General features: G+C 54.4%; 6 protein-coding genes and 4 rRNA genes. 9 read left to right on the top strand and 1 reads right to left on the bottom strand.

The features are described from left to right. Positions 1–53 precede the first annotated feature (53 nt). A complete protein-coding gene (ilvA, locus tag OZX57_RS00510; RefSeq protein ID WP_277162282.1) occupies positions 54–1319 on the top strand; it encodes a threonine ammonia-lyase in 1266 nt (421 codons plus the stop codon). A 192-nt stretch (positions 1320–1511) separates the two neighbouring features. Here ilvA and OZX57_RS00515 read toward each other — a convergent pair whose 3' ends face one another. Beyond that, entirely contained in the window at positions 1512–2270 is a 759-nt protein-coding gene (locus OZX57_RS00515; protein WP_277162283.1) for a Sir2 family NAD-dependent protein deacetylase, read from the bottom strand. Positions 2271–2667: 397 nt separating this feature from the next. On the opposite strand from OZX57_RS00515, the gene OZX57_RS00520 reads away from it, so the two are divergent. The 8 genes from OZX57_RS00520 to OZX57_RS00555 all read left to right on the top strand — a co-directional run bounded on the left by OZX57_RS00520 (position 2668) and on the right by OZX57_RS00555 (position 12856). Continuing rightward, entirely contained in the window at positions 2668–2940 is a 273-nt protein-coding gene (locus OZX57_RS00520; RefSeq protein WP_277162284.1) for a hypothetical protein, read from the top strand. A 189-nt stretch (positions 2941–3129) separates the two neighbouring features. Continuing rightward, a 16S ribosomal RNA gene (locus OZX57_RS00525) occupies positions 3130–4656 on the top strand. 426 nt (positions 4657–5082) lie between these two features. Then, a 23S ribosomal RNA gene (locus tag OZX57_RS00530) occupies positions 5083–8151 on the top strand. Between the two features lie 164 nt (positions 8152–8315). After that, positions 8316–8430, top strand: a 5S ribosomal RNA gene (rrf, locus tag OZX57_RS00535). Together the 16S, 23S and 5S rRNA genes form the textbook arrangement of a ribosomal RNA operon. Before the next feature lie 217 nt (positions 8431–8647). Then, entirely contained in the window at positions 8648–8911 is a 264-nt protein-coding gene (locus tag OZX57_RS00540; protein WP_277162877.1) for a type II toxin-antitoxin system Phd/YefM family antitoxin, read from the top strand. Further along, entirely contained in the window at positions 8908–9171 is a 264-nt protein-coding gene (locus tag OZX57_RS00545) for a Txe/YoeB family addiction module toxin (RefSeq protein ID WP_277162285.1), read from the top strand. Before OZX57_RS00540 ends, OZX57_RS00545 begins: the two co-directional genes overlap by 4 nt. Positions 9172–9911: 740 nt before the next feature. Beyond that, a complete protein-coding gene (locus tag OZX57_RS00550; RefSeq protein ID WP_277162286.1) occupies positions 9912–10676 on the top strand; it encodes a glucose 1-dehydrogenase in 765 nt (254 codons plus the stop codon). Between the two features lie 658 nt (positions 10677–11334). Continuing rightward, positions 11335–12856 (top strand): 16S ribosomal RNA (locus tag OZX57_RS00555). Positions 12857–13240 lie beyond the last annotated feature (384 nt).

Raw genomic sequence — 13240 nt, forward strand, 5'->3', positions numbered from 1 at the left:
CGTTTTTGGACATTGTGCCGTCTCGTCTTATGCTCTCGTCGTACAATTCCCGTATGAAACAAGAGGACGTTGTCAAAGCACTGCAGCACGATCACGCGGCCGAGTTGAAGAAGGCCGCCCAAAGACTCGAAGGCACCGCTCGCCATACGAGCATTATGCCTTCACCGGTCCTTTCTGAGGCTACTGGCCATGAGATTCTTCTGAAGCCGGAGAATCTTCAGGTCACCGGTTCTTTCAAGATTCGTGGCGCTTACAACAAGATTGCCTCGCTGTCCGATGAGGACCTAGCTCGAGGCATCGTCACTGCTTCTGCTGGCAACCATGCGCAAGGTGTCGCCTATGCCGCCCGTGAGCGTGGCGCAAAGGCCACCATCGTCATGCCCGAAAGCACCCCGCCGCTGAAGGTAGACGCAACAAAGTCCTATGGCGCCAACGTGGTTCTACACGGCAATCTGTTCGATGATGCCGCCGAATACGCCTCCGAACTGTCCAAGCGCGACGGTCTGATTTATGTCCATCCATTCGACGATTACGAAGTGCTTTGCGGCCAGGGCACCATCGGTCTCGAGATTCTCCAGGATGTCCCCAACGTCACCGATGTTGTCGTCCCGTTGGGCGGTGGCGGCTTGGGTGCAGGTGTGGCGCTCGCCATCAAGACTTTCAAACCTGACGTCCGCGTCATCGGCGCGATTCCCGAAGGATCGCCTGCCTTCAAGAACTCCTTCGCTGCTGGCACGGTCGTTCCCGCCGATAAGGTGGTCACTTCTGCCGAAGGTGTCGCAGTCGGCCATCCCGGTGACCTCACCTTCGCGATTTTGAATGAATATCTCGATGATCTTGTCACCGTCTCCGAACGTGACATTAACGAGATGATCCTCCTAATGATGGAGAAGCACAAGCTGGTGGTCGAAGCCGCTGGCGCTGTCTCGCTCGCTGCGCTTGAACATCTGAGTCTGCGCTCGCGGGTCTTCGCCAGCGCTCAAGGCAAGCACGTCATCGTCCCGATTATCTCCGGTGGCAACATCGACACCGTCACCATCGGCGCGGTCATCCAAAAGGGCATGATCGCCCGCGGTCGCATCATGAATTTCGAGGTCGAGCTTCCCGACACCCCGGGCCAGCTAGTCAAAGTCGCGCAAGTCCTGGCCGATGCCCGTGCCAACGTCATCGAGCTCAATCACGACCAGTTCAAGGCCTCTGGCCACTACACCGATTCAGTCTCCCTAGGCGTCACCGTAGAAACCAACGGCCCCGACCACATCGCCCAAGTCCTCAAGGCCCTAAAAGCCGCCGGTTTCGATCCGAAGCGCGTCTACTGATGCATACCTATAAAGGTATAACGGCCGAATGATTGATGAGGTTGCACCCAAGATTGCTGCATTGCTATATGTGTCGGTATTGTTGTTCGCAAATTACGCGTCTTTGAGTTAAATCAGCGCCTATATATAAATTGTCCGTGTGCTTTCACTTCAATCGGAAAGTACACGGACAATTTATATATATAGGAGTCGCTACTTCTGTGCTTCAGCAATGGTTTCGTCCACCAATTCAGGCAGTGCCTTGGCAATGTCGTCATGAATGAGTCGCGTGGCGATATTGTCATATTGCGTACGCCCCATATTCATAATGGTCATCGGTACCCCGGCCTGTACAGCTGTCGGTGCCAGCGAAGCGGCAGGAAAAACCTCAAGCGTCGAGCCGATCACCCAGAACTCGTCCGCCTTGGTCACCCGTGCCATCGATTTCTCCATGGCCCCTTCCGGCAGCATCTCGCCGAAGTAAACCACGTCGGTTTTAATCAGTCCGTTGCAGGTCATGTTCCCGCTATACGGCAGCTTGCGGTGGCAATGCGGATCAGGCTCATTGTCGAGATTGTTCATAATGTCGGCCGTCTTGTATTCGGCATGGCATTTCATGCAGTGCGAAGTGCCGATAGTTCCATGCAAATTGACGATGAGATCGCTCGAATTCCCAGCTTTTTCATGTAGCGCGTCAAAGTTCTGCGTGGCCAGCAGCATCAGCAGTCCAGCCTTTTCCAGCTTGACCAGCGCTTTGTGAGCCTCGCCCGGCTGCGCGTTCCACACCGGTGACGCCTTCTGCCAAGCCCACGAGTACTCACGTGCCTTCTTGTCACTCATAAACGCATCAATGTCATAGACGCTCATTTGGTCGGGGTGCTTGGTCCAAACCCCATCCGGCCCGCGAAAGTCCGGAATCCCCGCCGAAGTGGAAATGCCAGCTCCAGTCAATACCGCAATTTTTTTAGTCATGTATAACAGTGTAATCTCTGGTCGCAGCGCATCGAATGAAAACGCAAAACCTTCGCCCCGCTCCTCTATATTCCCGTTGCGAATTCTCGGTTATACGACACGGTTATCCTCCTGACTCCGAGGCAGGTCCCTCTATATATTCCTGTTGTGAATTCTTGGGTAGGGTAAGTCTCTATGTTCCCGTTGCAAATTTCTGGCGCAGGGCAGGTCTCTATATTTATTGCGTTGATTCCAATTACCTCATTTCTTGTGGGAACCATTAATAAGACCATTTCTGTGGCGGGCCGATGGGCTTGTAGGAGCGATTTTGCTTGAAAGAAGCATATATAGATGAACTAATTATTGGTTTATCTCAAAATGTAAGACGATACGATAAGTAATGGGCCTTTGAAACCGTTTGGTTTTCGTTATCGGTACGCAAACACGCCGTAAAAAAGAATTACATGGATTTGATTCTTGCTTTTTGTGGTCTAAAATAACGCGTAGAGGCGCAAAAGCGCCCGTGATGACACGCCGAAAGAACCGCATCATTGCAACGGTTCTTAACGTTTTTGCACCCTCTGACTTGCGCGATATCGGTTTATCGCGTATATTTATTTCTCTTGGCTGCTCAGCACGACAGCTTCTCTCCAAAGAGTTGAGGTTGTTTGTTGGTGTGGTGGTGGTTTGAGAACTCAAGAGTGTGTCTGTACTACTTTTTATTGTAAAGCTTTTTTGATTGCCAGTTCGGCGCGTGCCTCGTTTGGGGTGCCCTGGGGGCTTAATTCGTGTCGAGGTTTTTAGTGTGGACCATTCCCCCTTATGGAATGGTTCCGTCAATTATTATGTAGAGCCTTTGATTAAGGCTCTCTGCAATTTTTTTGTGGAGGGTTCGATTCTGGCTCAGGATGAACGCTGGCGGCGTGCTTAACACATGCAAGTCGAACGGGATCCATGGTGCTTGCACCGTGGTGAGAGTGGCGAACGGGAGAGTAATGCGTGACCAACCTGCCCCATGTTTCGGAATAGCTCCTGGAAACGGGTGGTAATGCCGGATGTTCCGCGTGATCGCATGTGATCGCGGGAAAGGGTTACCGACATGGGATGGGGTCGCGTCCTATCAGCTGAGTGTTGGCGGGGCAACGGCCCACCAAGGCTTCGACGGGTAGCCGGCCTGAGAGGGCGACCGGCCTCATTGGGACTGAGATACGGCCCAGACTCCTACGGGAGGCAGCAGTGGGGAATATTGCACAATGGGGGAACCCTGATGCAGCGACGCCGCGTGCGGGATGAAGGCCTTCGGGTTGTAAACCGCTTTTGTTGGGGAGCAAGCGAGAGTGAGTGTACCCTTCGAATAAGCGCCGGCTAACTACGTGCCAGCAGCCGCGGTAATACGTAGGGCGCAAGCGTTATCCGGATTTATTGGGCGTAAAGAGCTCGTAGGCGGTTCGTCGCGTCTGGTGTGAAAGCCCATCGCTTAACGATGGGTCTGCGCCGGATACGGGCGGGCTTGAGTGCAGTAGGGGAGACTGGAATTCCCGGTGTAACGGTGGAATGTGTAGATATCGGGAAGAACACCAATGGCGAAGGCAGGTCTCTGGGCTGTTACTGACGCTGAGGAGCGAAAGCGTGGGGGCGAGCGAACAGGATTAGATACCCTGGTAGTCCACGCCGTAAACGGTGGATGCTGGATGTGGGGCCCATTCCACGGGTTCCGCGTCGGAGCTAACGCGTTAAGCATCCCGCCTGGGGAGTACGGCCGCAAGGCTAAAACTCAAAGAAATTGACGGGGGCCCGCACAAGCGGCGGAGCATGCGGATTAATTCGATGCAACGCGAAGAACCTTACCTGGGCTTGACATGTTCCGGATCGCCTCAGAGATGGGGTTTCCCTTCGGGGCCGGTTCACAGGTGGTGCATGGTCGTCGTCAGCTCGTGTCGTGAGATGTTGGGTTAAGTCCCGCAACGAGCGCAACCCTCGCCTTGTGTTGCCAGCGGGTTATGCCGGGAACTCACAAGGGACCGCCGGGGTCAACTCGGAGGAAGGTGGGGATGACGTCAGATCATCATGCCCCTTACGTCCAGGGCTTCACGCATGCTACAATGGCCGGTACAACGGGATGCGACATGGCGACATGAGCGGATCCCTTAAAACCGGTCTCAGTTCGGATTGGAGTCTGCAACCCGACTCCATGAAGGCGGAGTCGCTAGTAATCGCGGATCAGCAACGCCGCGGTGAATGCGTTCCCGGGCCTTGTACACACCGCCCGTCAAGTCATGAAAGTGGGCAGCACCCGAAGCCGGTGTCCGAACCCTTGTGGGCGGAGCCGTCTAAGGTGAGGCTCGTGATTGGGACTAAGTCGTAACAAGGTAGCCGTACCGGAAGGTGCGGCTGGATCACCTCCTTTCTACGGAGAATTCAGGATGCTGTTTGGCATCCGGTGTCGGGCCTGCCGGGGATGTTCCCTGGTGTGGTCCTGCTGGTGTGGAAAAGATCAAGGATGACAACTTTGCATATCAGTGGTATGGGCATGCTTTTGGGCTCCCGGATCGCCACCCCGGCCGTTTGGCCGGTGCGATTCGATGCCCTTCGCTGAAGGTGACCCCGGATGGGGTTCCGGATGCGTCGGTCTGCGTGGTGGCTTGAGAACTGGATAGTGGACGCGAGCAAGATTTGATTCTTGCTTTGTTAGATGCAATTTTTAAGACCGGTCTCCGATTCTTTTGAATCTGGGGATTTGGTCGATCGTTTTGTGATCATTCATAGTGTGATGATGTGTTGTCCAGAGTTTTTCGCAGAGGTCCTTGCGGCATGCAGCCTGTTTGTGTGGGTGTGTGTTGCTGGTAAGGGCGTATGGTGGATGCCTTGGCAGACAGTACCGATGAAGGACGTGTGGGGCCGCGATAGGCCTCGGGGAGCCGCCGACAGGGCTTTGATCCGAGGATTTCCGAATGGGGAGACCCGCCGGCCGTATGGGCCGGCACCGCATTCGTGCGGGGGTACGCAGGGAAGTGAAACATCTCAGTACCTGCAGGAAAGGATATTCCGTGAGTAGTGGCGAGCGAAAGCGGATCAGGCCAAACCGGCCGCGTGTGATAGCCTCCAGGCGTTGCGCGGACGGTGTTGTGGGGCCTGGTGCCCGGATGCTGGAGCGTCCGGCGGAAGTCATAAAACAGCGTGCTAGGCGAACGGGATTGAATTCCCGGCCGTAGAGGGTGATGGCCCCGTAGCCGGTCGCGCGCTGCCTTCCGATCCAGGTTCCCAAGTAGCACGGGACTCGTGGAATCCCGTGTGAATCCGCCCAGACCGTTGGGTAAGCCTAGATATGACTGTCTGACCGATAGCGAACGAGTACCGTGAGGGAAAGGTGAAAAGCACCCCGGGAGGGGAATGAAATAGTTTCTGAAACCGTGCGCCTACGAACCGTCGGAGCCTCCTTGAGGGGTGACGGCGTGCCTATCGAAAAATGAGTCTGCGAGTCAGTGGCAAGTGGCGAGGCTAACCCGTCGTGGGGGAGCCGTAGCGAAGGCGAGTCTCAAAAGGCGTTTGAGTCGCTTGTCCTGGACCCGAAGCGGGATGATCTAGCCCTGAGCAGGTTGAAGCGCGGGTAAGACCGCGTGGAGGACCGGACCCACCTAGGTTGAAAACTGGGGGGGATGACTTGGGGCTAGGGGTGAAAGGCCAATCAAATTCCGTGATAGCTGGTTCTCTCCGAAATGCATTTAGGTGCAGCGTCGTGTGGTTCGCCCGGGGGTAGAGCTACTGGATGCCTGAGGGCGCGTATCGCGTACCGAAGGCAACCAAACTCCGAATACCCGTGGCGCTATAGCGCGGCAGTGAGTCGGCGGGGGATAAGCTCCGTCGTCGAAAGGGAAACAGCCCAGATCGTCGTCTAAGGTCCCGAAGCGCGTGCTAAGTGGGAAAGGATGTGGAGTCGCATAGACAGCCAGGAGGTTGGCTCAGAAGCAGCCACCCTTGAAAGAGTGCGTAACAGCTCACTGGTCTAGTGGTTCCGCGCCGACAATGTAGCGGGGCTCAAGCACGCCACCGAAGACGCGGCAGCGTCCGTTTGGACGCTGGGTAGGAGAGCGTTCCGTATGGGGTGAAGCGGCGGCGTAAGCCGGCCGTGGACCGTGCGGAAGCGAGAATGCAGACATGAGTAGCGAAAGACGGGTGAGGATCCCGTCCGCTGGATGACCAAGGGTTCCGGGGCCACGTTCATCGTCCCCGGGTGAGTCGGGTCCTAAGGCGAGGCCGACAGGCGTAGTCGAATGGACGAACGGGTTGATATTCCCGTACCGGCGCAGGACCGTCCGGACCGAAAGTCGGGTACTAACCTCCCGCCGCATTGATGGCTCCCTTCGGGGTGCCGGATGTGTGGTGGTTGGGACAGACCTTCCGGTAGGTCAGCACAGGAGTGACGCAATGGAAGAGCCGGCCGCGGCGGTGGTAGTCCGTGGTCAAGCGTGCAGCCCGTACCGTAGGCAAATCCGCGGTGCAACAGGGCGAGGCGCGATGATGGGGCCCGTTGGGGCCGAATCCGGTGGTTTCCGTTGCCGAGAAAAGCTTCGGTGTGAGGGCCTGCGGCGCCCGTACCGCAAACCGACACAGGTGGTCAGGTAGAGAATACCAAAGCGATCGAGCGAATCCTGGTCAAGGAACTCGGCAAATCACTCCCGTGCCTTCGGTATAAGGGAGACCCCCTGCGGTGAAGGGCCTTGCGCCCGGAGCTGCGGGGGTGGCACAGACCAGGGGGTAGCGACTGTTTACCAAAAACACAGGTGCATGCGAAGGCGCAAGCCGCTGTATATGCACTGACGCCTGCCCGGTGCCGGAAGGTTAAGAGGATCCGTCATCCCGACTCGTTCGGGGGCAGCGGTGAATTCAAGCCCCGGTAAACGGCGGTGGTAACTATAACCATCCTAAGGTAGCGAAATTCCTTGTCGGGTAAGTTCCGACCTGCACGAATGGCGTAACGACTTCCCCACTGTCTCGACCAGGAGCTCGGCGAAATTGCAGTACGAGTAAAGATGCTCGTTAAGCGCAGAAGGACGAAAAGACCCCGGGACCTTTACTATACCTTGGTATTGTCATTAGGTGAAAACTGTGTAGCATAGGCGGGAGGCTTCGAGCACGGGCGCCAGCCCGTGTGGAGCCGAAAGGTGAAATACCGCTCTGTTCTCATTTGATGTCTAACCTCGACACGTCATCCGTGTCAGGGACAGTGCCTGGCGGGTAGTTTAACTGGGGCGGTTGCCTCCCAAAGGATAACGGAGGCGCTCAAAGGTCCGCTCAGCCCGGTTGGCAATCGGGTGTTGAGTGCAATCGCACAAGCGGGCTTGACTGTGAGACTGACGGGTCGAGCAGGGACGAAAGTCGGAGATAGTGATCCGGTGCCGGCGCACGGGCGCGGCATCGCTCAACGGATAAAAGGTACCCCGGGGATAACAGGCTGATCATTCCCAAGAGTCCATATCGACGGGATGGTTTGGCACCTCGATGTCGGCTCGTCGCATCCTGGGGCTGTAGCAGGTCCCAAGGGTTCGGCCGTTCGCCGATTAAAGCGGCACGCGAGCTGGGTTCAGAACGTCGTGAGACAGTTTGGTCTCTATCCTCTGCGCTCGTTGGAATATTGAGGAGACCTGCCCATAGTACGAGAGGACCTGGGTGGACGAACCTCTGGTATGCCGGTTGTCACGCCAGTGGCACGGCCGGTTGGCTACGTTCGGAAGGGATAACCGCTGAAAGCATCTAAGCGGGAAGCCTGCTCCGAGATCAGTATTCCTTAGGGGCTTTGACCCCTTGTAGGCCCCAGGTCAGAACACCTGGTTGATAGGCCGGACGTGGAAGCCCCGCGAGGGGTGGAGCCGACCGGTACTAACGGCCGAAAGGCAATCACACTTCCATCCTTCCGGATGGGACGTGAGGCATCTTCTGCGAATGACATCAGACAGCACTAGCGCTGTGGTGACACGACTCGATTCAATGCATCCAACCGCGTCCGCTTTCCGGTTCCCGAGCCGCCACTTCCCGCGGTTCCTCGTGTTCCGTGTATAATATAAGATTTGCGGCGGCCATAGCCCAGGGGAGACGCCCGGTCCCATTCCGAACCCGGAAGCTAAGGCCTGGCGGCGATGGTACTGCACCCGATAGGGTGTGGGAGAGTAGCCCGCCGCCGCATCACACTTCAGCAAGGACCCCATGGTCGAGCCTCACGGCTCCCATGGGGTCCTTCGCATACCCGGGGGAAACCACACGGACAGGGACGACAGCCCGACACGGACGCGGACGGCGCCATATCCCACACATACACACATGCGTATGTTACACTGGAATCAAACGTACCTGAACAACGTACGCTAATGAAAACTCCGGAACCAGGAACACAGGTGGACATCATGGAAACATATACACCCACGGCCGCGAGGAAGAATCTGTATCAGATCCTCAAAGACGTCAACATCCAACGAGAGCCTATCGTCATTTCTCCGGCAAGGGGCAACAAGGATGAAGAAGCCGTAGTTGTAAACCGCGCTGATTGGAATTCGATTATGGAAACGTTATATCTGGAGAATACCGGTACGCTTGCCACTGCTGAAGAACGTCGCAACGACAACAGCGGAATCACGGATATTGATGATATCGATTGGGATACGCTGTGACCTATCGCGTTGTCATCAAAAATTCGGCTAAAGCGGATCTTAAAAAACTAAAGCGTTCACATCTTCAGCAGTCATTTATGGAAGTTGTTGCGGATTTAAAATCCGATCCCTATCAGCCGACTCAATCATTCGAGAAGCTTCAGCCAACCAGTCGAGGGTTGTATTCGCGCAGGATTAACAGTCAGCATCGTGTGGTCTACGATATCAATGACGATGCGCAGACGGTAACGATTTATGCAGCCTGGAGTCATTACGAATAGTGGTATTGAGATTGCAATGCACTGCAGTACTGTATCTTTCGCAAAGCCAGGACTTCGCATGTGTTGCAGCCTTCGTGCCATGGCTCTTCCAGATGTACACGATAGCTTATAGTCAAGCTTGATCTAAGTGAACCTTGAGTTGCTGGTGCCTTGCCTACTTCCGGGTGGAGTAGTACGGGGCTGATTCATGGTTATCGAGCGACAAAACATAAATCGATATTTATGCTCGCATTGCGATAATACTGGTATCGATAATACTGGTTCAAGGTTGCCTATTCGGTGGCGTACTTACTCTGCAGTTCCAGAACTTTGAGAGATTGATACAGATTCAAAGCTCTCTAGGTAACTACTAACGGGGAATTATTAAAACTTCAATTTGGATTTTAAAAATCTATCGAACATAATGTCCCTTATCGGCAAAAGCAGATAAATTTTATGATTTCATTAGGATTCCGCAAACTTCGACTCGCACTAACCCGAGGTTGAAATGAGGGTTTGAGAGACCTGAGCATACTGTCCTATGCAATTCCTCAAGCTCGATGTCGAAACTTTCCGATCTCTTCCGTCTAAGTTGACGCTCATTCTAAAATTATCGGTAACGGGTAGGAACTGGAAAATCGAGGATCCTGAAGACCAAACCCGTATAGCAAGTGAAGTGCAGTCCTTCAGAATTTGACTTCGCTATAATGGGTTTACCTGTGGCCAAGTGGTCGCGATATGTTCAAAGAAGGAGCATTCCAATGAGTGGACGTTTAGCAGGCAAAGTGGCTGTTATTACCGGTGCAGGATCAGGTATGGGCGCGCAGATGGCTCGGTTATTTGCGAAAGAAGGCGCCAGCATAGTCGGGACTGATATCAACAAGGACCGTCTTGAATCGGTAAAAGAAGAGGTCATTCAAGCTGGCGGCAAAATGATTACCGCAATTGCAGATGTCTCGAAAGAGAATGATATTCAGACCATGTTCGATACCGCACGTTCCGAATATGGCTGTTTTGACATCGTGGTCAATAATGCCGGCATTATGGATAACATGAGTCCGGTGGGAGAAGTCACCGATGAGATGTGGAAACGAGTTTTTGCCATCAATGTGGATAGCGTCATGTACTCCATGAGAGAAGCAATTCATGAATTCCTACCGCGGAAGAAGGGCGCGATACTCAACATCGCTTCAGTCGGAGGAACTAATGGAGGACGCGCGGGAGCGGCATATACCGCTTCGAAACATGCAGTAGTTGGACTGACAAAGAACACCGCATTCATGTATGAAAAAGAAGGGATTCGCGTCAATGCTATCGCGCCAGGTGGCATTAAAACCAATATTGCCGAATCCATGAAAGGCATAAGCCAGTTTGGAATGGAACGGCAGAAGACCGGTATGGGATTGATGCCTGATATCGGTTCAGTGGAATCGATCGCCCAGACGGCGCTGTTCTTGGTCTCCGACGAAGCAGATTATGTAAATGGCGCAGTCATACCGGTTGATGGCGGTTGGACCACATTCTAACGATCAGAATAAAAGAAAAGAAGACATCGCAGTTCTACGACTTGGAGGCGGTTTTCTTTTCAATGGTTGAGTTGAAACTATGTCGCCGAATCTCATGTATTAATAGCCGCTATTGATACTGGGTTCGGTGACATTGTGGAATCGCGGTCTAAATATGAGAAGGACTGTTTGCTATCGAGGATTTGAGTATCCGCAGAAAATAGAATGGCACTGACGACACGCCAATAAGGAATTGAACGATATATTTTTAGGCTATTTTTCGTAATCGTAATGAGGATAAGAGGGATTGGAATGCCTAGTATGTGTTATTTCGACACGCCGGAAGAACGTTGAAATTTCACCGAATTTTGACTATTTGTTCGAATAGGACTTGCATAAGGAGGCAACCTCGTGTAAGTTATCTACTTGCTGCCTGACAGCGACAACAAATCTTCGAGATTGATTGAAGTGTTGGTGTGGTGGTGGTTTGAGAACTCAAGAGTGTGTCTGTACTACTTTTTATTGTAAAGCTTTTTTGATTGCCAGTTCGGCGCGTGCCTCGTCTGGGGTGCCCTGGGGGCTTAATTCGTGTCGAGGTTTTTAGTGTGGACCATTCCCCTTATGGAATGGTTCCGTCAATTATTATGTAGAGCCTTTGATTAAGGCTCTCTGCAATTTTTTTGTGGAGGGTTCGATTCTGGCTCAGGATGAACGCTGGCGGCGTGCTTAACACATGCAAGTCGAACGGGATCCATGGTGCTTGCACCGTGGTGAGAGTGGCGAACGGGAGAGTAATGCGTGACCAACCTGCCCCATGTTCCGGAATAGCTCCTGGAAACGGGTGGTAATGCCGGATGTTCCGCGTGATCGCATGTGATCGCGGGAAAGGGTTACCGACATGGGATGGGGTCGCGTCCTATCAGCTTGTTGGCGGGGCAACGGCCCACCAAGGCTTCGACGGGTAGCCGGCCTGAGAGGGCGACCGGCCTCATTGGGACTGAGATACGGCCCAGACTCCTACGGGAGGCAGCAGTGGGGAATATTGCACAATGGGGGAACCCTGATGCAGCGACGCCGCGTGCGGGATGAAGGCCTTCGGGTTGTAAACCGCTTTTGTTGGGGAGCAAGCGAGAGTGAGTGTACCCTTCGAATAAGCGCCGGCTAACTACGTGCCAGCAGCCGCGGTAATACGTAGGGCGCAAGCGTTATCCGGATTTATTGGGCGTAAAGAGCTCGTAGGCGGTTCGTCGCGTCTGGTGTGAAAGCCCATCGCTTAACGATGGGTCTGCGCCGGATACGGGCGGGCTTGAGTGCAGTAGGGGAGACTGGAATTCCCGGTGTAACGGTGGAATGTGTAGATATCGGGAAGAACACCAATGGCGAAGGCAGGTCTCTGGGCTGTTACTGACGCTGAGGAGCGAAAGCGTGGGGAGCGAACAGGATTAGATACCCTGGTAGTCCACGCCGTAAACGGTGGATGCTGGATGTGGGGCCCATTCCACGGGTTCCGCGTCGGAGCTAACGCGTTAAGCATCCCGCCTGGGGAGTACGGCCGCAAGGCTAAAACTCAAAGAAATTGACGGGGGCCCGCACAAGCGGCGGAGCATGCGGATTAATTCGATGCAACGCGAAGAACCTTACCTGGGCTTGACATGTTCCGGATCGCCTCAGAGATGGGGTTTCCCTTCGGGGCCGGTTCACAGGTGGTGCATGGTCGTCGTCAGCTCGTGTCGTGAGATGTTGGGTTAAGTCCCGCAACGAGCGCAACCCTCGCCTTGTGTTGCCAGCGGGTTATGCCGGGAACTCACAAGGGACCGCCGGGGTCAACTCGGAGGAAGGTGGGGATGACGTCAGATCATCATGCCCCTTACGTCCAGGGCTTCACGCATGCTACAATGGCCGGTACAACGGGATGCGACATGGCGACATGGAGCGGATCCCTTAAAACCGGTCTCAGTTCGGATTGGAGTCTGCAACCCGACTCCATGAAGGCGGAGTCGCTAGTAATCGCGGATCAGCAACGCCGCGGTGAATGCGTTCCCGGGCCTTGTACACACCGCCCGTCAAGTCATGAAAGTGGGCAGCACCCGAAGCCGGTGTCCGAACCCTTGTGGGCGGAGCCGTCTAAGGTGAGGCTCGTGATTGGGACTAAGTCGTAACAAGGTAGCCGTACCGGAAGGTGCGGCTGGATCACCTCCTTTCTACGGAGAATTCAGGATGCTGTTTGGCATCCGGTGTCGGGCCTGCCGGGGATGTTCCCTGGTGTGGTCCTGCTGGTGTGGAAAAGATCAAGGATGACAACTTTGCATATCAGTGGTATGGGCATGCTTTTGGGCTCCCGGATCGCCACCCCGGCCGTTTGGCCGGTGCGATTCGATGCCCTTCGCTGAAGGTGACCCCGGATGGGGTTCCGGATGCGTCGGTGCGTGGTGGCTTGAGAACTGGATAGTGGACGCGAGCAAGATTTGATTCTTGCTTTGTTAGATGCAATTTTTAAGACCGGTCTCCGATTCTTTTGAATCTGGGGATTTGGTCGATCGTTTTGTGATCATTCATAGTGTGATGATGTGTTGTCCAGAGTTTTT

The organism is Bifidobacterium sp. ESL0682 (genome assembly GCF_029392815.1).
Lineage (GTDB): Bacteria > Actinomycetota > Actinomycetes > Actinomycetales > Bifidobacteriaceae > Bifidobacterium.